This is a genomic window from Aeromicrobium sp. P2_G6, from assembly GCF_056403535.1.
The window spans coordinates 176,880-195,661 of the sequence record NZ_JBFUFH010000007.1 but is presented as its reverse complement, the minus strand read 5'-3'; the positions used below and the strand labels follow the sequence as shown (position 1 = coordinate 195,661).

The 18,782-nt window shown below is 67.7% G+C and carries 24 protein-coding genes; 9 read left to right on the top strand and 15 right to left on the bottom strand.

Annotated elements, in window-relative coordinates; genetic code table 11:
* Nucleotides 1-360: an FKBP-type peptidyl-prolyl cis-trans isomerase gene (locus tag AC1DVU_RS20290; RefSeq protein ID WP_476924262.1), complete on the bottom strand. Its 360-nt coding sequence runs from the start codon at nucleotides 358-360 to the stop codon at nucleotides 1-3.
* 43 nt (nucleotides 361-403) lie between these two features.
* On the opposite strand from AC1DVU_RS20290, the gene AC1DVU_RS20285 reads away from it, so the two are divergent.
* Nucleotides 404-1,450 (top strand): zinc-dependent alcohol dehydrogenase family protein, encoded by a 1,047-nt coding sequence (locus AC1DVU_RS20285; protein ID WP_476924261.1) that lies wholly within the window; start codon nucleotides 404-406, stop codon nucleotides 1,448-1,450.
* Here AC1DVU_RS20285 and AC1DVU_RS20280 read toward each other — a convergent pair.
* From AC1DVU_RS20280 to AC1DVU_RS20265, 4 genes are all read right to left on the bottom strand, one after another.
* The gene (locus AC1DVU_RS20280) at nucleotides 1,440-1,757 is read right to left on the bottom strand and encodes a DUF952 domain-containing protein (protein ID WP_476924260.1); all 318 of its coding nucleotides are present in this window, start codon (nucleotides 1,755-1,757) and stop codon (nucleotides 1,440-1,442) included. The two genes, AC1DVU_RS20285 and AC1DVU_RS20280, sit on opposite strands and share 11 nt — an antisense overlap.
* Nucleotides 1,754-2,203 carry a MarR family winged helix-turn-helix transcriptional regulator gene (locus AC1DVU_RS20275; protein ID WP_476924259.1) on the bottom strand — a complete coding sequence of 150 codons (450 nt, stop codon included), beginning with the start codon at nucleotides 2,201-2,203 and terminating at the stop codon, nucleotides 1,754-1,756. The genes AC1DVU_RS20280 and AC1DVU_RS20275 overlap by 4 nt, the downstream gene beginning before the upstream one ends.
* Nucleotides 2,204-2,364: 161 nt before the next feature.
* Entirely contained in the window at nucleotides 2,365-3,582 is a 1,218-nt protein-coding gene (locus AC1DVU_RS20270) for an acyl-CoA dehydrogenase family protein (protein ID WP_476924258.1), read from the bottom strand.
* A gap of 14 nt (nucleotides 3,583-3,596) precedes the next feature.
* Nucleotides 3,597-4,913, bottom strand: coding sequence for an acyl-CoA dehydrogenase family protein (locus AC1DVU_RS20265; protein ID WP_476924257.1), 1,317 nt, complete (start codon nucleotides 4,911-4,913; stop codon nucleotides 3,597-3,599).
* A 177-nt stretch (nucleotides 4,914-5,090) separates the two neighbouring features.
* On the opposite strand from AC1DVU_RS20265, the gene def reads away from it, so the two are divergent.
* Both def and AC1DVU_RS20255 read left to right on the top strand, forming a co-directional pair.
* Nucleotides 5,091-5,696: a peptide deformylase gene (gene def / locus AC1DVU_RS20260; RefSeq protein WP_476924256.1), complete on the top strand. Its 606-nt coding sequence runs from the start codon at nucleotides 5,091-5,093 to the stop codon at nucleotides 5,694-5,696.
* A 17-nt stretch (nucleotides 5,697-5,713) separates the two neighbouring features.
* Nucleotides 5,714-6,628, top strand: a complete 915-nt coding sequence (locus AC1DVU_RS20255; protein WP_476924255.1) for a DUF5343 domain-containing protein — start codon at nucleotides 5,714-5,716, stop codon at nucleotides 6,626-6,628.
* Here AC1DVU_RS20255 and AC1DVU_RS20250 read toward each other — a convergent pair.
* Entirely contained in the window at nucleotides 6,614-7,417 is an 804-nt protein-coding gene (locus AC1DVU_RS20250; RefSeq protein ID WP_476924254.1) for a TrmH family RNA methyltransferase, read from the bottom strand. The genes AC1DVU_RS20255 and AC1DVU_RS20250 overlap by 15 nt on opposite strands.
* A gap of 18 nt (nucleotides 7,418-7,435) precedes the next feature.
* Here AC1DVU_RS20250 and AC1DVU_RS20245 point away from each other — a divergent pair, with 18 nt between their 5' ends.
* Nucleotides 7,436-7,963 carry a YbhB/YbcL family Raf kinase inhibitor-like protein gene (locus AC1DVU_RS20245; protein WP_476924253.1) on the top strand — a complete coding sequence of 176 codons (528 nt, stop codon included), beginning with the start codon at nucleotides 7,436-7,438 and terminating at the stop codon, nucleotides 7,961-7,963.
* 68 nt (nucleotides 7,964-8,031) lie between these two features.
* Here the strand turns inward: AC1DVU_RS20245 and AC1DVU_RS20240 are convergent, their stop codons facing one another.
* The 3 genes from AC1DVU_RS20240 to AC1DVU_RS20230 are packed head-to-tail and all read right to left on the bottom strand — an operon-like array spanning nucleotide 8,032 to nucleotide 10,457.
* Nucleotides 8,032-9,177, bottom strand: a complete 1,146-nt coding sequence (locus tag AC1DVU_RS20240; protein ID WP_476924252.1) for an SPFH domain-containing protein — start codon at nucleotides 9,175-9,177, stop codon at nucleotides 8,032-8,034.
* Nucleotides 9,178-9,630 (bottom strand): NfeD family protein, encoded by a 453-nt coding sequence (locus AC1DVU_RS20235; protein WP_476924251.1) that lies wholly within the window; start codon nucleotides 9,628-9,630, stop codon nucleotides 9,178-9,180.
* Entirely contained in the window at nucleotides 9,627-10,457 is an 831-nt protein-coding gene (locus AC1DVU_RS20230) for an ABC transporter ATP-binding protein (RefSeq protein ID WP_476924250.1), read from the bottom strand. The genes AC1DVU_RS20235 and AC1DVU_RS20230 overlap by 4 nt, the downstream gene beginning before the upstream one ends.
* Before the next feature lie 80 nt (nucleotides 10,458-10,537).
* Here AC1DVU_RS20230 and serB point away from each other — a divergent pair, with 80 nt between their 5' ends.
* A complete protein-coding gene (gene serB, locus AC1DVU_RS20225; RefSeq protein ID WP_476924249.1) occupies nucleotides 10,538-11,743 on the top strand; it encodes a phosphoserine phosphatase SerB in 1,206 nt (401 codons plus the stop codon).
* On the opposite strand, the gene AC1DVU_RS20220 is transcribed toward serB, so the two are convergent.
* Nucleotides 11,740-12,048 carry an ArsR/SmtB family transcription factor gene (locus tag AC1DVU_RS20220; RefSeq protein WP_476924248.1) on the bottom strand — a complete coding sequence of 103 codons (309 nt, stop codon included), beginning with the start codon at nucleotides 12,046-12,048 and terminating at the stop codon, nucleotides 11,740-11,742. The genes serB and AC1DVU_RS20220 overlap by 4 nt on opposite strands.
* Nucleotides 12,049-12,130: 82 nt before the next feature.
* Between AC1DVU_RS20220 and AC1DVU_RS20215 the strand changes: the two genes are divergently transcribed.
* Nucleotides 12,131-13,336 (top strand): MFS transporter, encoded by a 1,206-nt coding sequence (locus AC1DVU_RS20215; protein ID WP_476924247.1) that lies wholly within the window; start codon nucleotides 12,131-12,133, stop codon nucleotides 13,334-13,336.
* Nucleotides 13,337-13,344: 8 nt separating this feature from the next.
* Here the strand turns inward: AC1DVU_RS20215 and AC1DVU_RS20210 are convergent, their stop codons facing one another.
* A complete protein-coding gene (locus tag AC1DVU_RS20210) occupies nucleotides 13,345-13,560 on the bottom strand; it encodes a dodecin (protein WP_476924246.1) in 216 nt (71 codons plus the stop codon).
* An 88-nt stretch (nucleotides 13,561-13,648) separates the two neighbouring features.
* On the opposite strand from AC1DVU_RS20210, the gene AC1DVU_RS20205 reads away from it, so the two are divergent.
* Nucleotides 13,649-13,984: a DUF3099 domain-containing protein gene (locus AC1DVU_RS20205; RefSeq protein ID WP_476924245.1), complete on the top strand. Its 336-nt coding sequence runs from the start codon at nucleotides 13,649-13,651 to the stop codon at nucleotides 13,982-13,984.
* Nucleotides 13,977-14,165, top strand: coding sequence for an acetone carboxylase (locus tag AC1DVU_RS20200; RefSeq protein ID WP_476924244.1), 189 nt, complete (start codon nucleotides 13,977-13,979; stop codon nucleotides 14,163-14,165). Before AC1DVU_RS20205 ends, AC1DVU_RS20200 begins: the two co-directional genes overlap by 8 nt.
* Nucleotides 14,166-14,172: 7 nt before the next feature.
* On the opposite strand, the gene moaA is transcribed toward AC1DVU_RS20200, so the two are convergent.
* A complete protein-coding gene (gene moaA / locus AC1DVU_RS20195) occupies nucleotides 14,173-15,159 on the bottom strand; it encodes a GTP 3',8-cyclase MoaA (protein ID WP_476924243.1) in 987 nt (328 codons plus the stop codon).
* Between the two features lie 69 nt (nucleotides 15,160-15,228).
* Here moaA and AC1DVU_RS20190 point away from each other — a divergent pair, with 69 nt between their 5' ends.
* Nucleotides 15,229-15,996: an SURF1 family cytochrome oxidase biogenesis protein gene (locus AC1DVU_RS20190; RefSeq protein WP_476924242.1), complete on the top strand. Its 768-nt coding sequence runs from the start codon at nucleotides 15,229-15,231 to the stop codon at nucleotides 15,994-15,996.
* An 87-nt stretch (nucleotides 15,997-16,083) separates the two neighbouring features.
* On the opposite strand, the gene AC1DVU_RS20185 is transcribed toward AC1DVU_RS20190, so the two are convergent.
* The 3 genes from AC1DVU_RS20185 to sufU all read right to left on the bottom strand — a co-directional run bounded on the left by AC1DVU_RS20185 (nucleotide 16,084) and on the right by sufU (nucleotide 18,773).
* Nucleotides 16,084-17,682 (bottom strand): ABC-F family ATP-binding cassette domain-containing protein, encoded by a 1,599-nt coding sequence (locus tag AC1DVU_RS20185; protein ID WP_476924241.1) that lies wholly within the window; start codon nucleotides 17,680-17,682, stop codon nucleotides 16,084-16,086.
* A 267-nt stretch (nucleotides 17,683-17,949) separates the two neighbouring features.
* On the bottom strand, nucleotides 17,950-18,312 hold the full coding sequence (locus AC1DVU_RS20180) for a metal-sulfur cluster assembly factor (RefSeq protein ID WP_476924240.1): 363 nt from the start codon (nucleotides 18,310-18,312) through the stop codon (nucleotides 17,950-17,952).
* Nucleotides 18,309-18,773: a Fe-S cluster assembly sulfur transfer protein SufU gene (sufU, locus tag AC1DVU_RS20175; RefSeq protein ID WP_476924321.1), complete on the bottom strand. Its 465-nt coding sequence runs from the start codon at nucleotides 18,771-18,773 to the stop codon at nucleotides 18,309-18,311. The genes AC1DVU_RS20180 and sufU overlap by 4 nt, the downstream gene beginning before the upstream one ends.
* Between the last annotated feature and the right edge of the window lie 9 nt (nucleotides 18,774-18,782).

Here is an 18,782-nt window from a genome sequence, read left to right as displayed (position 1 = left end):
TCAGACGCCCAGCAGGTCGATCACGAAGACGAGGGTCTTGCCGGAGAGCCGGTGTCCGCCGCCGGCGGGCCCGTACGCGAGCTCCGGCGGGCACACCAGCTGGCGCCGGCCGCCGACCTTCATGCCCGGGATGCCCTGCTGCCATGCGGCGATGAGCTGCGGGAGCGGGAACTTCGCGGACTGTCCGCGGTCCCACGACGAGTCGAACTGCTCGCCGGTGTCGAACTCGACGCCGACGTAGTGAACGTCAACGAGTCCACCGGGCACCGCCTCGGGTCCGTCGCCGACGACGAGGTCCTTGATCTGGAGCTCGGTGGGCGGAGGGCCCTCGATGAAGTCAACTTCAGGCTTGTCAGTCATGCGGACGATCCTGTCACATGGACCCCGCTGCAAGAATGGCCACATGCGCGCCACGGTCCTTCACGCCCCTCACGACATCCGCCTCGACGACGTACCCGACCCGCAGCTGATCGAGGACACAGACGCCATCGTGCGTGTCGTGGCCTCGTGCGTGTGCGGATCCGACCTGTGGTCCTATCGCGGCATCAACGAGTTCACCGGACCCCGGCGCATCGGTCACGAGTTCGTGGGCGTCGTCGAACAGGTCGGTGCGGGCGTCTCGACCGTCAAGAGCGGCGACTTCGTCATCGCACCGTTCGCCTTCTCCGACAACACGTGTGCCCTGTGCCTCCGCGGCGTGCACACGTCCTGCGTCCAGGGCGGCTACTGGAGCGGTCAGGACCACCAGGGCCATGCCGTCGACGGCGGTCAGGGCGAGGTCGTACGCGCTCCGCTCGCCGACGGCACGCTCGTGGCGACCGCCGAGCAGCCGAGCCAGGAGATGGTGGCTCACCTGCTGACGTTGTCCGATGTCTTCCCCACGGGCCACCACGCCGCAGTCTCCGCTGGTGTCACAGCCGGAAGCACCGTGGCTGTCGTCGGCGACGGCGCCGTTGGCCTGAGCGCAGTGCTCGCCGCCAAGCGGCTGGGCGCGGGCCGCATCGTCGCGATGTCTCGCCACGCGGATCGTCAGCAGCTCGCCCGCGACTTCGGCGCCGATGAGATCGTCGAGCAACGCGGCAAGGACGGCGCGGCAGCCGTTCGCGAGATCTTCGACGGCATCGGGGCCGACTTCGTGCTGGAGTGCGTCGGTACGACCGAGAGCATGAAGCAGGCGATGCTGTCGACCCGTCCGGGCGGCCGCGTCGGCTATGTCGGCGTGCCGCACGATGTCGAGCTCAACGTCAAGGCGATGTTCGACCGCAACATCGGTATCGCCGGCGGCGTCGCTCCTGCTCGCAACTACATCGAGGAGCTGCTGCCCGACGTCCTGTCCGGCGCGGTCGAGCCCGGACGCGTTTTCGACCTCACGGTCCCGCTCGACAAGGTCGCGGACGGCTATCGCGCGATGGACGAACGTACGGCCATCAAGGCGATGCTCACGGTCTGAACGGCTCGGCCGAGACCACGGCGTCGATGTTGAGCGGTCCGTAGATGTGCGGGAACGGCAAGGGCTCCCCGTCCACGGGATCGAGCTGCCACGGCGACGTCAGCCGATCGGTGTCGATCGTGAGGAGGAGCAGCGTCTCGTCGACATCGCGATAGAAGCGCTCATGCACTCCCGCGACCTGCTCGGCCTGCGAGCAGTGGATGAAGCCGACCTCGGCGAGGTCCAGTCCGAGGGTCGACACGGTGTAGGTCCCGGCGGAGACGGCCGAGGTCCAGGCTTCTTCGGTGGCGAGGTGGAAGATCCTCACGGCATCTGTTCGGCGGCGTCGTTGAGACGCGCGAGGCTGCGCGCGAACGTGCTGATGTCGTCAGCGGTCCACTCCGACAGGATCGCCGACATTCTGGCGTGCGCGCGCTTGCGATAGGCGTCGACCTTGGCGCGCGCCTCGGGCTCTGCGACCAGGAGCTGAGCCCGGCCGTCGTCCGGGTCCGGGATGCGGTTGACGAGGCCCAGCTTCTCCAGGGAAGCGACGGCCCGGCTGGCCGTCGACTTGTGCACGCCGAGGCCTTCGGCGAGCTCTGACCCGCGGATGCCGTCAGGCGCGTCACAGATCGCGATGAGGAACAGGAACATCCCGTAGTCGAGCGACGGGTGGATCTCCGGCAGCTGGCGGAGCGAACGCGCACGCACCCGCCTGATGAACCGGGTCAGCTCATACTCGACGTCGAGATCGGCCGGGAGGTCACTGCTCATGCCGCCGCCTCCCAGAAGTAACCCACGATACGAAGGCGTCGGCATGATCGCTGGATGATTCGCTCGCTGCGCTCGCTCATGCCGTTGGCTCCATGGTTCAACCCTATAGAAGAACCCGGCGCCTCCGTGGTGGTCTGTGCAGGTCAGCGAGCCTCAGCGGCTCAGCGCAGCTCGGAGGAGGTGAGGTTGAGCAGACGCCGTGCCACGATGAGCTGCTGGATCTGCTGCGTGCCCTCGAAGATGTCGAGGATCTTGGAGTCCCTCGACCACTTCTCCACCAGCTCGGTCTCGCTGTAGCCCAGCGTGCCGGCGAGCTCGACGCACCGCAGCGTGATCTGGTTGCCCACGCGTCCGGCCTTGGCCTTGGCCATCGACGCCTCCATCGAGTTGGGCTTGCGGTTGTCCGCCAGCCACGCGGCCGCAAGGGTCAGCAGCTGCGCCGCCTCCCAGTCGGCCTCCATCGCGATGAAGGTCGCCGCTGCGTACGACTGCGACTGCACCGGTCGGTCGTAGTCGATGACGACCCCGGCCTCTTCCAGCAGGCGTCGGGTGTCCTCGAGGGCTGCTCGTGCGCAGCCCACCGCCATGCCGGCAACCAGTGGCCGGGTGTTGTCGAACGTCGCCATGGCGCCCGCGAAGCCCTGCTTGGTGTCGATCTCGGGGTTGCCGAGCAGGTTCTCCGCAGGCACCCGGCAGTTGTCGAGCACGATGACGGCGGTGTCGGACGACCGGATGCCGAGCTTGTGCTCGAGCCGCTCGACCCTGATGCCGGGCAGGCTCTTGGGCACGAGGAACGACTTGATCGCGGCCCGGCCGAGGCTCTTGTCGAGCGTCGCCCACACCACGACCGAGTCCGCCCGGTCCCCCGCTGTCACGAAGATCTTCTCGCCGTTGAGGATGTACGCGTCGCCGTCCTTGACGGCGGTGGTCGTGATCGCGGCCGAGTCGGAGCCGAAGCTCGGCTCGGTGATCGCCATGGCGGCCCAGGTGCCCTTGAACCGCTCTAGCTGCTCGTCGTCGGCCACCGAGGCGATCGCCGAGTTGCCGAGCCCCTGGCGGGGCATCGACAGCAGCAAGCCCACATCGGCCCAGCACATCTCGATGATCGAGAGCACGGACGACATGTTGGTGCCGTTCTTGACCTTGCTGCCTGTGTCTTCGTCGCCCTCGTCACGGCGTACGCCGGCCGCGCCGGCGCCCTGGCCCTGACCGGAGTCGCCCATGCCGTCGACCAGCGAGGCGAGGAGATCCAGCTCCTTGGGGTATGCGTGCTCGGCCAGGTCGTACTTGCGCGAGTTGGCGCGGAGGAACTCCTCAGCGACCTGGTGGGCCTGCTTGATGAACGGGCGGAACTTGCGGGGAGTCTCGAGATTGATCATGAGTGATTCCGTCCTCAGACGAGGACTGCTCCTTCCATCAGGCCGATGGCTCGCAGGTCGCGGTACCACCGTTCGACCGGGTGCTCCTTGACGAAGCCGTGGCCACCGAGCAGCTGGACGCCGTCGGTGCCGATCTTCATGCCGTACTCAGCCGTGAGCCGCCGGGCGAGCGCGGCCTCCCGGGCGTAGTCGGCGCCCTGCTCGGCGCGCGACGCGGCCCTCAGGGTCGTGAGGCGCATGCCCTCGAGCTCGATCGCGATGTCGGCGACCATGAACGCGACGGCCTGGCGGTGCGCGATCGGCTCGCCGAACGCCGTGCGGGTCTTGACGTAGTCCGAGACGTAGTCGAGCATCGCGCGGGCGGTGCCGAGGGCGAGGCCGGCCCAGGCGAGCCGCGACAGACGTACGCACTCTCGGTAGTCGTCAGCGGTGCCATCCCCCAGGATCGCGTCGGCGGGCACCTCGACGTCCGTCAGCACGAGCCGGCTCAGGCCGGCGGCGCGCAACCCCATGCTCGGATCTGCCTCGATCGTCACGCCGTCGGTGCTCGACTCGAGCAGCACCAGCGTGGCCCCCCGGTCCTCGACGTCGACCGCGACGACGAACAGCTCGGCCTCGCTGCCGCGCACGACGGCGGACTTGACGCCGTTGAGTCGGTAGCCGGTCTCGGTCTTGACCGCAGTCGTCTGCAGCTCGAACGGGTCGAACAGCGGCCGGGGCTCGGCAACGGCCAGCGCGGCGGTGGGGATGTCGTCACCGGCGAACGCCGGGAGGTAGGTCTGCTGCTGTGCGTCGGATCCCCAGAGGGAGATCGCGGTTGCGACCGCCGCCGGCGCCAGGCACGCAACGGCCTGCCCCATGTCGCCCTCGGCGAGCGCTTCGGCGACGAGCACTCCGGTGACGGCGGAGCGGTCCTCAGACAACCCGCCGAGGCTCTCGGGGATGTTGAGGAGCGTCAGGCCGAACTCGCTGGTCTGGGCGAGCACTTCCTTGGGCGTGTCGTTGGCCGACTCTGCAGCCTCGGCGCCCGGCCGCAGCACCTCGGCAGCGAACTCCTTGATGACGCCGACGATCATCTGCTGATCCTCGGTCGGCTCCAGGTCGAACACGCCACTGTCGGACGTACGCGCCAGGCGCTTGGGCTTGCCGGTGCTCTTGACCCGCTTGAACGTACGACCGGTCGCGCCGGCGACGCGGAAGCCGCTCTTGGCACCTTGGTAGACGGCCTTCTCGGTCGTCTTGCGCAGCTTGAGCTTGTCGATGGTCGGCGAGCTGGCGATGCGGTTGAGCACCGCCAGGCCGATGCCCATGGGATCTCGGCGACTGGCCACAGGAACTCCTCGAAGATTGGGTTGGACGACGTTGCCCACCACGTGCCGTCAACTGTAACTGCGAGTTGCAGTTTGACATACCAATGGTATCCGACCTCACATCGAAGGACCAGCGGTTGCCGCGTGTCGGCGGATCGGTAGCCTTGACCAGTCCTGAGCGAAGGAGCCCCAGAGCCCGTGCCTGCTTCACAGTCCCGACCGCTGCCCGATGGCGGCTCCGTGCGTCCCATCACCCGGTGGGGCACGCCCGTCATGCACCGAGAGCTCAAGGACGTCACGGTCTTCGACGACGAGCTCGAGACGCTCGTCAAGGACATGGTGGCGACGATGTACGCCGCCAAGGGCGTCGGCCTTGCCGCCAACCAGGTGGGCGTCGACCTCAAGGTGTTCGTGTTCGACTGCCCGGACGACGACAACGTCCAGATCACCGGCGTCGTGTGCAATCCCGTCCTGCACCTGCCCGAGGGCAAGGAGCGCAATCTCGAGGACGAGGACGAGGGCTGCCTGTCATTGCCCGGCGCCTTCACCTCCTGTGCCCGCCCGGATCGCGCGCACGTGACCGGCGTGGACCACAAGGGCGAGCCCGTGGAGTTCGTTGGTGATGGCCTGCTGGCGCGCTGTCTGCAGCACGAGACGGATCACCTGTTCGGCACGGTGTTCGGCGACCGCCTGCCAGAGCGTTCGCGCAAGAAGCTCTACAAGCAGCACCAGGAGCTCGCCGACAGCTATCCCGACGACTGGCCCGTCACGATCCTCGTCGATGATCCGGTGATCGAGCGCTGAAGCACCAAGGGAGAGTCATGACAGGCATGCCGCACACGACGGCGCCGTCATCGATCCCGCTCGCGCTCCGAACGATCCGGAGGGCATCAACACCAAGCCGGGTCACCGGGCTGCATCTCGAGGCCAACGGGCTCGCCAAGGGTGAAGGTCCCCACATGGTCGGACTGTTGCGGGCGATGGGATTCGTGGACGCTGCGGGCGTCCCCACCCCGCTGTGGCACGACTACCGCAAGACGGACGGTTCTGAACGGCTCCTCGCCGAAGCACTCCGGGTGGCGTATGCCCCGCTGTTCCAGCAGTTCGAGTCACCGGAGAAGGTACCGCCCCGGAAACTGGCGACGCTCGTGCGCGAGGTCACCGGCTACTCCCAGCACCACGTCGACAAGACCGTCGAGAGCTTCCTGATCCTGTGCTCACGCGCCGACTTCTCCCGCCGACGCGTCGCAGAACGCACACCAGTCTCTGGTCCGATCCGGTTCACCATCGGCACCCGGATGGCCGGGCTTGCCCGTTTGGAGGAAGGGTTGCAGGAAGCCCGAGCGTGCGTCGAGCACGGGCTCCACCGACCCGCCTACGTGGCAGCCTGGAACGGCTACGTCGCCCTGGCACTGACGTTCCTTGCCGCCGACGACTTCGCTGCCGTGCGAGCCGTCAGACCATCGTGGAAGCTGACGAGCGTCGAGGACCTCGCCATGAAGACGCCCGGTGCTGATCTGTTGAAGATGCTGTTCGAGCTGGGCCTGACCACCGGCGACATGGCTGATCTCCTCCCGCTCTACCTACAGGCCAGGAACGATTGCGCGCATCCCACCTCGTTCCGGCCGACGGCCACGGAGGCTGATGCCTACGTGCTTGACGTGCATCACGCAGCCCTCGAGCTGATCGAACAGGCGAGCAAGCTCTTTCCCAGCCAGGCACTAGCGCCCGCGTAGCTCCCAGCAGGCGACGGCGACCGACGAGGCGACGTTGAGGGAGTCGATGTCCGCGGCCATCGGGATCGTCACGCGATGATCCGCAGACTTCTCCCAGTGCGGGCTGAGGCCATGGCCCTCAGACCCCACGATCAGCGCGAGTCGCTCGACGTCGTGCGGGACCTCGTCGATCGGCACTGAATCGTCGGCCAGCGTCATGGCGTACGTCGTGAAGCCCGCCTCGCGGAGCAGCTCCGGCGCGCCGTACCAGTCGTCGACGCGGGCATACGGAAGCCAGAACACCGACCCCATCGAGACCTTGATCGCCCGACGATAGAGCGGATCGGCGCAGCGTGGCGAGAGCAGCACGGCGTCGAACCCCAACGCCGCCGCGGCCCGGAACGCTCCCCCGACGTTCGTGTGGTCGGCCAGATCCTCCATCACGATCACTCGATGCGCACGAGCCAACACGTCCCGGGGCGACTGCAACACGGGGCGTTCGAGCGCCGCCAAGGCCCCACGGTGCACGTGGAAGCCGGTGAGCTTCTCGATCGACTTGTCGTCCAGGACGAAGCACGGCACGTCGGTGGCATCGAGCAGGTCAGCGAGACCGTCAAGCCAACGCGGAGACATGAGGAACGAGCGCGGCTGGTGGCCTGACTCGATCGCCCGGCGGACGACCTTCTCCCCCTCCGCGAGGAACAGCCCGCGATCTGCCTCGAGCCGCAGTCTCAGCTGGACGTCACGGAGGTCGACGTAGTCGCGGAGTCGGGGATCCTCGAGGTCGTCCAGTCGTACGATCTCGGCCACCGGGCTAGCCTAACGAGCATGAGCATTGAGCGTCCTGTCACACCCGATCCCTATCCACTCCTGCCGGCCACAGCCTCGTTCTCCGTGACTAGCTCGGACGTGACTGATGGGCAGCCCCTGAAGGACGACCAGGTCAACGCGTTCGGTGACACGTCGCCGCAGCTGTCGTGGACCGGCGCGCCCGAGGGCACCAAGTCGTACGTCGTGACCTGCTTCGACCCGGACGCGCCGACCGTGTCCGGGTTCTGGCACTGGGTCGCCGTCGACATCCCGGCCGACGTCACCGAGCTGGCCGCAGGCGCCGGCGCGTCCGACGACTCGCTGCCGGACGGCGCCTTCCACGTACGCAACGACGGCGGCGGCCTGAACTTCATGGGCGCTGCGCCGCCCGAGGGCGACCAGGTGCACCGCTACTTCTTCGTGGTTCATGCCGTCGGCGAGGAGAGGCTGGGCGTTGACGGCTCCGTCTCCCCCGCCGTCGTCGGCTTCAACCTCGCGTTCAAGACGCTGGGCCGTGCGATCATCCACGGCACCTACCAGTACTGAGCCGCGTCTCGTTCCTTGAGCTTGTCGAAAGGACCTTTCGACAAGCTCAAGGAACGGCAACCTGCGTGTCAGGCCTTGGGCGGAGCCGGGGGTGGTTCAGCCGCGGGCGGTTCGGGCGTACCGGCCTCCGGCTGGGCCGGGGTCGGACCAGAGGTCGGAGTCACCGGAGTCACCGGAGTCACCGGAGTCTCAGCGGCCTTGGCGGCGTCGAGGGCCTCCTGAACGGCGTCCGCGGTGTCCTGCTCCTCCGGGGCGTCATCCTCGATCGGCGCATCGAAGTCGACACGGGTCTTGCTGCCACCACCGTCGACAGGGATCTTGCCGAGCGTGCCGCCGAGTGTGCCCAGCGCCCTGGTCAGCTCGGCCGGGATGATCCAGGTCGTGGCGTTGTCGCCCTCGGCGATCTTCGGAAGCATCTGGAGATACTGGTAGGACAGCAGCTTCTGGTCCGGGTTGCCGTCGTGGATGRCCTGGAACACCGTCTGGATCGCCTGGGCCTCACCCTGGGCGCGCAGGATCTGGGCCTGGCGGTCGGCCTGAGCCGTGAGGATCTGGGCCTGGCGCTCACCTTCGGCGGTCAGGATCGCGGACTGCTTCTGGCCCTCGGCCGTGAGGATCGCGGACTGCCGCTCGCCCTCCGCTGTCAGGATCGCCGCGCGCTTGTTGCGCTCGGCGCGCATCTGCTGCTCCATCGCGTCGATGATCGACGGCGGCGGGTCGATGCCCTTGAGCTCGACGCGGTTGACGCGGATGCCCCACTTGCCGGTCGCGCTGTCGAGCTCACCACGCAGTCCGGAGTTGATCTGGTCACGGCTGGTCAGGGCGTGCTCGAGGCTCATGCCACCGGTGATGTTGCGCAGCGTCGTCATGGTCAGCTGCTCGATGGCCTGGATGTAGTTGGCGATCTCGTACGTCGCAGCGACCGGGTCGGTGACCTGGAAGTAGATCACGGTGTCGATCGACACGACGAGGTTGTCCTCGGTGATGACGGGCTGCGGAGGGAACGACACGACCTGCTCGCGCAGGTCGATGACGTAGCGCACCTTGTCGATGAACGGCATCACGATGTTGAGGCCTGCTGAAAGGGTCGTGCGGTACTTGCCGAAGCGTTCGACGATCCCAGAGCGCGCCTGCGGGACGATCTTGACCGTCATCGAGATGACCACGATCGCCAGGACGGCGACGAGGATGAGCACGATCAGTGCTGGTTCCATTCAGGACTCCTTGATGGTGACGACAGCGGTGGCGCCGTCGATCCGGGTGACGAGGACTTCGGTGCCGGTGTCGAACACTCGCTGCTCGTCGGCGGCCCGCGCGGACCACATCTCACCGGCGAGCTGAATACGGCCGTCGCGCTTGTCGACCGGCTCGAGGACGACGGCAGAACGGCCGACGAGTGCCTCGTGTCCCGTGGTGAGGGTCGGGCCCGCGTGCAGGCGCTGGACGATCGGGGGGCGTACGAAGTAGAGCAACGCGACGGCCACGAGCACGAACAAGAGGATCGCGACCCAGAGTGGTGCGCCGAACCCTGCGGCGATCGACGCGCCCACGGCGCCGAGGGCGAACATGAGGAGGACCAGGTCGAGGCTCAACACCTCGACGGCCGCGAGGATGACGGCAAGGCCGAGCCACGTCGCCGCAGGATGGTCCTGTATCCAGTCGATCATGCTGTCTCCCCTGTTCCATCACTGCGATCGGCGCGATGTCCGTACGCCGCCCGGCGGGCGTTGTAGCGTCCACCTTCGTGCTGGAGCTGGATGCGTGACCCGAAGGTCGCACTGAGCGTCTCGCTGGTCAGCGTCGGCTCGATCGGCCCCTGCGCCACCACCTTCCCATCCCGAAGCATCAGCACGTGGGTGAATCCGACGGGAATCTCCTCGACGTGGTGCGACACCATGATGAGCACTGGCGCGTCGTCGGCATGCGACAGCACCTCGAGGCTGGCCATCAGGTCCTCGCGGGCACCGAGATCGAGGCCTGCTGCCGGCTCGTCGAGCAGGAGGAGCTCGGGGTCGGTCATCAGCGCACGGGCGATCAGCACGCGCTTGCGCTCGCCCTCGGAGAGCGTGCCGAACGTACGGTTGGCCAGCGCCGCGATGCCCATCTCGCCCATCATTTGCGTCGCGCGACGGTAGTCCTCCTCGTCGTACTCCTCCTGCCACCTCCCCAGCACGGCGTGAGCCGCCGACACGATCGTGTTGCCGACGGACTCGGACGGCGGGATGAGGTCGGCGACCGCGGTGCTGGTGTGCCCGATGCGGGTGCGCAGCTCGAACACGTCGACCTTGCCGAGCTTGCTGCCGAGGATCCGGACCTTGCCCTTGGTGGGATGCAACGCCGCACTGATGATCTGCAGCAGGGTTGTCTTGCCGGCACCGTTGGGGCCGAGCACGACCCACCGTTCGCCTTCTTCGGCGGTCCAGCTGACGTCCTCCAGCAAGACCTTCCCGGGCCGAACGACACTCACCTTCGAGAGCTCGAAAGCGGCAGGCATACACACTCCTGGTCGTGGTTGTTGGCGGTGGAGTCAACCTATCGCGGGCACGCTGGACGTCAGCGATAGCCTCGGGTGCGATGACTGATCCCGTGCCCACCTTGCACTTCAACGATCCGACCGTCCTGGTCACCCTCACGGGTCCCGACCAGAGCGGTGTGACGACGCGCCTGTTCGGAGAGCTCGAGCCGTTCGGCGTCGAGGTCATCGACGTCGAGCAGCTCGTCGTACGAGGCCGCCTGATCCTCAGCGCCCTGCTCACCGTCCCCGACGACCATCCACGGCTCGAGAGCACGGTGCACGACGTCGGCGCGGCGTTCGGGCTCGAGGTCACCGTGGAGTACGGCACGGGCGACAACCGGGCTCGTCGCGTGGGCCGCTCGCAGGTCGTGATCCTCGGCGCTCCCCTGCGACCCGCTGCGATGGCGGCGCTGGCCAAGCGGATCAAGGACGACGGCGGCAACATCGACCGCATCGTCCGCATGGCCCGCTATCCCGTGACCGCGATCCGCATGGAGGTCTCCGGCGCCGATCCGGACCAGCTGCAGGCCGACCTCGCCGCCGTCGCGTTCGAGCAGGGCGTCGACGTCGCGGTGCAGGAGAACGGCATCCTGCGCCACGCCCAGCGACTCGTCGTGATGGACGTCGACTCGACGCTGATCCAGGGCGAGGTCATCGAGATGATCGCCGCCCACGCCGGCTGCGAGGACGAGGTCGCCTCCGTCACCGAGGCGGCGATGCGTGGCGACCTGGACTTCACGGAGTCGCTGTATGCCCGGGTTGCGCTTCTCGAGGGGGTCGACGAGTCCGCCCTGGACGAGGTCTACGACTCGCTGACGTACGCCCCGGGCGCTCGCACGATGATTCGTACGCTCAAGCGGCTGGGCTACCGATTCGCGCTGGTCAGCGGCGGGTTCACCCGCATCATCGAGAAGATCGCCGCCGAGCTGGACATCGACTACTTCGCCGCCAACGAGCTCGAGGTCGTCGACGGGAAGCTCACCGGCAAGATCCTGGGCGACGTCGTCGACCGGGCCGGCAAGGCCGAAGCGCTCCGGCACTTCGCGGAGCAGGCCCGCATCTCGGTCAAGAACACCGTGGCGATCGGCGACGGCGCCAACGACCTCGACATGCTCGCCGCCGCGGGCCTCGGCATTGCGTTCAACGCCAAGCCCCTCGTACGCGACCAGGCGCGGACGTCCGTCAACGTGCCGTACCTCGACGCGATCGTCTACCTCCTCGGCATCACGCGTGAAGAGGTCGAGGCGGCCGACGCAGCGGACTAGCTGCGCAGCACCGAGTCGAGCAGGCCGGGGAATCTTGCGTCGAGCTCGTCCTTGCGCAGGCTCACGAGCCGGCCCCTGCCGTTGGGGACGTTGCGGACGATCCCAGCCTCTCGCAGGACCTTCATGAGGTGCGACTTGGTCGACTTGGGCAGGTCGGGGTTGGTCGCCCCACACGCCGCCATGTCCAAGGGCCCGTCGGCGACCTCGCGCACGATCTCGAGGCGAGCCGGGTCGCTGAGGGCGAACAGGACGTCGGTCAGAGTGATGTCCTCGATCGCGGGGTGTTCCAGCTCATACGTTGCCATGGTTCGATAATACTTGAACCATGGTGATCTCCGGCGTACCGTGAAGGTTCCAAACTTTTCGAACCCAATTGTCGAGGCTCACATGACCACCACGCTGGACGCTCCACAGACGCTCCCCCGCAGCCAGACCCCTGGATTTGCCCTCGGACTGGTCGCGTTCGTGGCGATGATGGCCGGCGCGAGCGCACCCTCGCCGTTCTATCCGGTGCTCCAGCAGGAGCTCGGGTTCTCCTCCGCCACGCTGACCGGCATCTTCGCGGTGTACGCCATCGCGCTGCTGGTCACCTTGCTGGTGACCGGCTCGCTGTCGGACCACATCGGCCGGCGTCCCATGCTGTCGGTGGGATTCGTCTTGCTCGCAGGCAGCATGGTGGTGTTCTGGCACGCCGATTCTGTCGGGACGCTGTTCGCGGCCCGCGTCGTGCAGGGTGCGGCCAGCGGCCTGCTGATGTCGTCCCTGAGCGCTGCCGTCGTCGACCTCGAACCCAAGACCCGGCCGGGCGCCGCGGCAACGTTCAACAGCGTGAGCCCGCTCGCGGGGCTCGCTCTGGGCGCGTTGGCCGCCGGCATCGTGCTGGACCAGGCATCGGCGCCGCTGGTCGTGGTGTTCGGCAGCCTGACGGCGGTCTACGCAGTGCTGGCCGTCGTCGTGTGGCTCCTGCCCGAGACCTCACCTCGCAACGAAGGGCTGCTGCGCTCACTTCGGCCGCGCGTGGGCATACCCCTCGCGGCTCGGCCGGCGTTCCTCCGGAGCACCCCCGCACTGATCGCCGGATGGGCCACTGGCGGGCTCTACCTGTCGCTCGGTGCCCCGATCGTCGCGACCCAGCTGGGCGGCTCCGACCACATCGAGCAAGGGCTGGTCGTCACAGTGCTGACGGGAGTCGGCGCGATCGCCTGCTACGTCGCTCGCCGGCAGTCGTCGCGACGCATCACGATCTTCGGGACGTTTGCTCTTGCGGTGGGCACTGCCCTGACCCTCGCGGCGCTGGCCGCGGGCTCCCTGTGGGCGTTCATCGCGGCAGCCGTCGTCGCCGGCGCCGGGTTCGGCACCGCGTTCCTCGGCATCATGCGCTCGATCACGCCGACTGTCGGACCGCACGAGCGCGGCGAGCTGTTTGCCGCCGTGTTCGTCGTGAGCTATCTCGCGTTCGGCATCCCGGCGGTCATCGCCGGCATCGCAGCGCCGCACGCCGGCCTGGCCACCACGACGTACGTGTATGGCGGCGTGGTCGTTGCTCTGTCAGCCCTCGCGGGCGCGCTGCGGGCGTTCGGGTCGACCGACTAGCGCCGGACTTACTCGTCGTCTTCGAGACGGAAGCCCAGCTTCATCGTGACCTGGTAGTGGGACACGGACGTGTCGGTGATCTGTCCGCGGATGTCGGTGACCTCGAACCAGTCGAGGTGGCGCAGGGTCTGTCCGGCCCGCTTGATGCCGTTGTCGACGGCTTCGGTGATGCCGTCGGGAGAGGTGCCGACGATCTCGGTGACGCGGTATGTGCGATCAGTCATGCCCTGAGCGTACGGCCCCCGCTGCTGGCACGCCGAGGGACCTCGGACTCGATCACGCAGGCACGCGTATGCGACGTAGAGTGGAGGTGTGCCCACAGAACCGCGGAAGCAGCAGGTCTTCTCGATCACGACTGCGGCCGAGTCCCAGAGCGCCGACCGAGGCCGACGCGAGCGGCGCTATGCGATCTCGATGGGAATCCGCACGATCTGCTTCGTCGGCGGGGTGATCATGCTGACGGCCGTTCCGTCGCCGTGGTCCCGCTTCGGCTGGGTCCTGTTCGTCGGTGCGGTGTTCCTCCCCTACACGTCGGTCGTGCTGGCCAACGCCGGCGTACGCAAGAAGGGCGCCGGGCCGTCGCCGTTCGGTGCTGAGGCCAAGGGCGAGCTCGAACCACCGACCGCACCCAAGCTCGACCGTGAGTGACGTCCTGACCTGCTCGGCCAAGGGCTGCACCGCCGAGGCAACGCATCAGCTGCTCTGGAACAACCCCAAGATCCACACGCCCGACCGGCGCAAGACCTGGCTCGCATGCGACGAGCACGAGGAGTCCCTGCGAGCATTCCTGTCGGCGCGTGGCTTCTGGAAAGAGACCGTCCCGGTCTAGCGAGAGGTCAGCCGCCGATGGAGGACATCGGGCGGGCAGACTGCAGGAAGCTCGGGTCGTTGATGCCGTGACCCGGCAGCTTGGTCATCATCGCGGAGACCCAGCGGCGCGCGATCTCGTCGTCCGAGGCGCCTGCACGCAGTGCGGTGCGCAGGTCTGACTCCTCGCGGGCGAACAGGCAGTTGAGGATCTGGCCGTCGGCCGTCAGGCGTACGCGGTTGCAGTCGCCGCAGAACGGGCGGGTCACCGAGCCGATGATGCCGACCGTGTGGGGCCCGTCGTCGACCAGGAACTTCTCCGCCGGCGCGGAGCCACGCCCGTCGAGGCCGGTGAGCCGGAAGTGCTCCCCGAGCAGCGTCAGCGTCTCGTCGGCCGTGACCATGGCCTCGCGGCTCCAGCCGTGCTGGGCGTCGAGCGGCATCTGCTCGATGAAGCGCAGCTCGTAGTCGTGCTTCATGCACCAGCGCAGGAGGTCGGGCGCCTCGGCGTCGTTGATGCCGCGCAGCAGCACGGCGTTGACCTTGACCGGCGCCAGACCGGCTTCGCGGGCAGCGGCGAGGCCGTCGATGACGTCGTGGAGCCGGTTGCGGCGGGTGATCGTCTCGAAGGTCACCGGGTCGGTGGTGTCGAGGCTGATGTTGACCCGGTCGAGTCCGGCCGCGGCCAGCGCCTCGGCGGTGTGCTTGAGGCCCAGACCGTTGGAGGTCATCGCCGTGCGGGGTCTGGACGGCAACGCCTTGGTGGCGGCGACGAGCTCCGGAAGGCTGCGGCGAAGCAGCGGCTCTCCCCCGGTGAACCGCACGTCGCGGATGCCCAGCATCTCGACGCCGATGCCGATCAGGCGCATCAGCTCGGCGTCGGTGAGCGTTTCCTCGGCCGGCATCCAGTCGAGGCCCTCAGCGGGCATGCAGTACTGACAGCGCAGGTTGCAGCGATCGGTCAGTGACACGCGCAGGTCGGTGGCGACCCGGCCGTGTGTGTCGATGAGCTGCATGGGTCCATCCTAGGTGCGGACCGGCAACCCGGCCGACCCGCAGTTGACCTGCACAACTACCGTCGTCGTGTGTACCGCTTCCTGCTGAGCGCGCGGTGGATCGGATTCGCGGTCTTCGTCATCGTGCTCGCCGCCGTTTGCACCCGTCTGGGGTTCTGGCAGATCCATCGGCTCGAACACCGGCTCGACCAGAACAAGATCATCACGGCGCACCTCAAGGCCGACCCCGTCGACCTCACACAGGCGCTCAAGCCCGGAGACGAGGTCGACGACAACAGCGAGTTCACCCGCGTGCGGGCCACTGGAACGTACGACGTCGAGCACCAGGTCACGGTCAAGTTCTCGACGCGTGACGGCGCCCCGGGTGTCGATGTCGTCACCCCGTTCGTGCTCTCATCGGGTCAGGCGGTGCTGGTGGACCGCGGCTGGCAGGAGTCGGAGAACACGGTGGCCCGCCCTGACGTACCTGCTCCCCCGTCGGGCCAGGTGACGATCACCGGCTGGCTGCGGCCGAACAACGGCGCCGGCAACGACGCGATTCGCCCCGTCGACGGCCAGATCCGGGCGATCTCGAGCGTCGGATTCGCGAAGTCCGTGCCGTACGACTTGCTGGGCGGCTACCTCAACCTGCGCTCGGAGGATCCGCCGCCGGCTGAGAAGCTCGCCGCCGAGCCTGAGCCCGAGCGCGGCCAGGGTCCGCACTTCTTCTACGCGTTGCAGTGGTGGTTCTTCGCGCTGCTCGCGGTTGTCGGCTACTTCTGGTTCGCCAGGTCCGAGGCCAAGGAGCGCCGCAACCCCACCCGCATCGACGGGTTCGCGAGGCCCGAGCGCGCTTAGCGCGCGACCGGTCGAGCGGGTTGAGGTGCGAGGGCGCTCAGCGCCCGAAGCCTCGAAACCTGGCGAGCGGCCGGCTTGAGCGGGCGATCAGGCCAGCGTGACGAGGTCGGCGTAGTCCTCGGACCAGTGGTCCTCGTCGCCGTCGGGCAACAGCAGCACGCGGTCGGGCTCGAGGGCCAGGACCGCTCCCTCGTCGTGCGAGACGAGCACGATCGCACCTTCATACGTACGAATGGCCCGCAGGACCTCTTCGCGCGACGCCGGGTCGAGGTTGTTGGTCGGCTCGTCGAGCAGCAGGACGTTCGCGCTGCTGACGATGAGGCTTGCCAGCGCCAGTCGAGTCTTCTCGCCGCCTGACAGCACACCGGCCGGCTTGGACGTGTCGTCGCCGCTGAACAGGAACGAGCCGAGCACGCTGCGCGCCTCGGTGTCGGTGAGCTGCGGGGCCTGGGCCTGCATGTTCTCCAGCACGGTGCGTGAGGTGTCGAGCGTCTCGTGCTCCTGCGCGAAGTAGCCGATCTTGAGGCCGTGGCCCGGCTGGATCTCGCCGGTGTCGGGCTCCAGCGTGCCGGCGAGCATGCGCAGCAGCGTGGTCTTGCCGGCGCCGTTGAGGCCCAGCACGACGACGCGGCTGCCCTTGTCGATCGCCAGGTCGACGTCGGTGAAGATCTCCAGCGAGCCGTACGACTTGGACAGTCCCTCGGCCATCAGCGGAGTCTTGCCGCAGGGCGCGGGCTTGGGGAACTTGATGTTCGCGACCTTGTCGACGACACGTTCACCGTCGAGGCCGGCGACGAGCTGCTCGGCGCGACGGAGCATCTGCTGTGCTGTCGCGGCCTTGGATGCCTTGGCGCGGAACTTGTTGGCCTGGCTGGTGAGCTGGTCGGCCTTCTTGACCGCGATCGCCCGCTCGCGCTTGCGGCGGTGCTCGTCGGCCTCGCGCTGCTTGACGTACGACTTCCAGCCCATGTTGTAGATGTCGATCGTGGCCCGGTTGGCGTCGAGGTAGAGGACCTTGTTGACGGTCTCCTCGATCAGCTCGACGTCGTGACTGATGATCACCAGACCGCCGCTGAAGCTCTTGAGGAACCCGCGCAGCCAGACGACCGAGTCGGCGTCGAGGTGGTTGGTCGGCTCGTCGAGCAGCAGCGTCTCGGCGTCGGAGAACAGGATGCGGGCGAGCTCGATGCGGCGGCGCTGACCACCCGACAGCGTCGACAGCGGCTGCTCGAGCACGCGGTCGGGCAGGCCCAGCGCATGGGCGATCGTCGCGGCCTCGGACTCCGCGGCATACCCGCCGCCAGCCCCGAAGACCGTGTCGGCGCGCGTGTAGGCCTTCATGGCCTTCTCGGCGATCGCGGGGTCGGGCGAGCCCATGTCGATCTCGGCCTTGCGCATCGCCGTCAGCGCCTCGTCGAGCCCGCGGGCGCCGAGAATGCGGTCGCGCGCGGTGGTCTCGAGGTCGCCGGACTTGGGGTCCTGCGGGAGGTAGCCGATCTTGCCGGTGGACGTGATCGACCCTTCGGCGGGCTGGCCGTCGCCGGAGAGCATGCGCGTCAGCGTGGTCTTGCCGGCGCCGTTGCGGCCGACGAGACCGATCTTGTCGCCCTTGTCGACGCGGAAGGAGACGTCGGACATCAGGACGCGCGCGCCGAAGCGCAGCTCCACATTGGAGATGGTGAGCATGGGGTGACTTTCAGATCAGGGTGTGCGAAAAGGCCGGCGAACGTACGCCGGTCTCATTCCCGCTGATGAAAGCTCACCGACCCAGTCTACGGGCTCGGTGAGGCTGCTCGAGACCGTATGCGTGTGCGTTGCGTCCCACCGCTGGGGAGTCAGCTCACGAGGTTTCTCCCCCTACTCGCAGAGCTCGTGGGGGGACCCCCACGCTGACGCCTTCGGCGTGCTTCGGCTCAACCTGGTCTCGGCGCGATTCGCCGGGGCGAATCGGCCTCAACCAATGTTGAAGCCGAGGGCACGGAGCATCTCGCGGCCGTCGTCGGTGATCTTGTCCGGGCCCCACGGCGGCATCCAGACCCATTCGATCCGGAAGTCGTTGACGATGCCGTCGAGGGCAGCGCGGGTCTGGTCCTCGATGACGTCGGTCAGCGGGCAGGCCGCCGAGGTCAGCGTCATCGAGAGCACCGTGTTGCTGTGCTCGTCGACATCGGCGCCGTAGACGAGGCCCAGGTCGACGACGTTGATGCCGAGCTCGGGGTCGACGACGTCCTTCATGGCCTCGAGGACGTCTTCCTTGGTCGTGCCGCCCTTGGGGGCCAGCTCGACGTCGGGCAGGTCGCTGTGGTCCGTGGTCATTTCGTGTCTCCCGTGCTTGAAGATGTGATGACGAGCGCCTGCGAGACGGCGTCCTTCCAGGCCATCCAGCCCAGCAGCGCGCACTTGATGCGGCCGGGGAACTGGGCGACGCCGGCGAACGCGATGCCGTCCTCGAGGATCTCCTCGTCGGGCTCGATCTTGCCCTTGCCGTGCATCAGGGTGTTGAACTCGTCGAGGATCGCCATGCCCTCCTCGACGTTCTTGCCGACGATCAGGTCGTTGAGCACCGACGTGGATGCCTGGCTGATCGAGCAGCCCTGTGCGGCATACGAGACGTCCGAGACGGTGTTGCCGTCGAGGTGCACCCGCAGGGTGATCTCGTCGCCACAGCTCGGGTTGACGTGGTGCACCTCGGCCTCGAACGGCTCGCGCAGTCCGGCGCCGTGGGGTCGCTTGTAGTGATCCAGGATGATCTCCTGGTAGAGCGCGTCCACGTTCATCGCGTCAGT

What these genes read in the sequence shown, in the direction of transcription:
- AC1DVU_RS20245 (WP_476924253.1), top strand. Translation starts at nt 7,436, where the DNA reads ATGAGCATTGAGCGTCCTGTCACACCCGATCCCTATCCACTCCTGCCG.
- AC1DVU_RS20185 (WP_476924241.1), bottom strand. Translation starts at nt 17,682, where the DNA reads ATGCTCACCATCTCCAATGTGGAGCTGCGCTTCGGCGCGCGCGTCCTG.
- AC1DVU_RS20285 (WP_476924261.1), top strand. Translation starts at nt 404, where the DNA reads ATGCGCGCCACGGTCCTTCACGCCCCTCACGACATCCGCCTCGACGAC.
- AC1DVU_RS20220 (WP_476924248.1), bottom strand. Translation starts at nt 12,048, where the DNA reads ATGGCAACGTATGAGCTGGAACACCCCGCGATCGAGGACATCACTCTG.
- sufU (WP_476924321.1), bottom strand. Translation starts at nt 18,773, where the DNA reads ATGAACGTGGACGCGCTCTACCAGGAGATCATCCTGGATCACTACAAG.
- AC1DVU_RS20275 (WP_476924259.1), bottom strand. Translation starts at nt 2,203, where the DNA reads ATGAGCAGTGACCTCCCGGCCGATCTCGACGTCGAGTATGAGCTGACC.
- AC1DVU_RS20210 (WP_476924246.1), bottom strand. Translation starts at nt 13,560, where the DNA reads ATGACTGATCGCACATACCGCGTCACCGAGATCGTCGGCACCTCTCCC.
- AC1DVU_RS20255 (WP_476924255.1), top strand. Translation starts at nt 5,714, where the DNA reads ATGACAGGCATGCCGCACACGACGGCGCCGTCATCGATCCCGCTCGCG.
- moaA (WP_476924243.1), bottom strand. Translation starts at nt 15,159, where the DNA reads ATGCAGCTCATCGACACACACGGCCGGGTCGCCACCGACCTGCGCGTG.
- serB (WP_476924249.1), top strand. Translation starts at nt 10,538, where the DNA reads ATGACTGATCCCGTGCCCACCTTGCACTTCAACGATCCGACCGTCCTG.
- AC1DVU_RS20235 (WP_476924251.1), bottom strand. Translation starts at nt 9,630, where the DNA reads ATGATCGACTGGATACAGGACCATCCTGCGGCGACGTGGCTCGGCCTT.
- AC1DVU_RS20230 (WP_476924250.1), bottom strand. Translation starts at nt 10,457, where the DNA reads ATGCCTGCCGCTTTCGAGCTCTCGAAGGTGAGTGTCGTTCGGCCCGGG.
- AC1DVU_RS20215 (WP_476924247.1), top strand. Translation starts at nt 12,131, where the DNA reads ATGACCACCACGCTGGACGCTCCACAGACGCTCCCCCGCAGCCAGACC.
- AC1DVU_RS20270 (WP_476924258.1), bottom strand. Translation starts at nt 3,582, where the DNA reads ATGATCAATCTCGAGACTCCCCGCAAGTTCCGCCCGTTCATCAAGCAG.
- AC1DVU_RS20180 (WP_476924240.1), bottom strand. Translation starts at nt 18,312, where the DNA reads ATGACCACGGACCACAGCGACCTGCCCGACGTCGAGCTGGCCCCCAAG.
- AC1DVU_RS20290 (WP_476924262.1), bottom strand. Translation starts at nt 360, where the DNA reads ATGACTGACAAGCCTGAAGTTGACTTCATCGAGGGCCCTCCGCCCACC.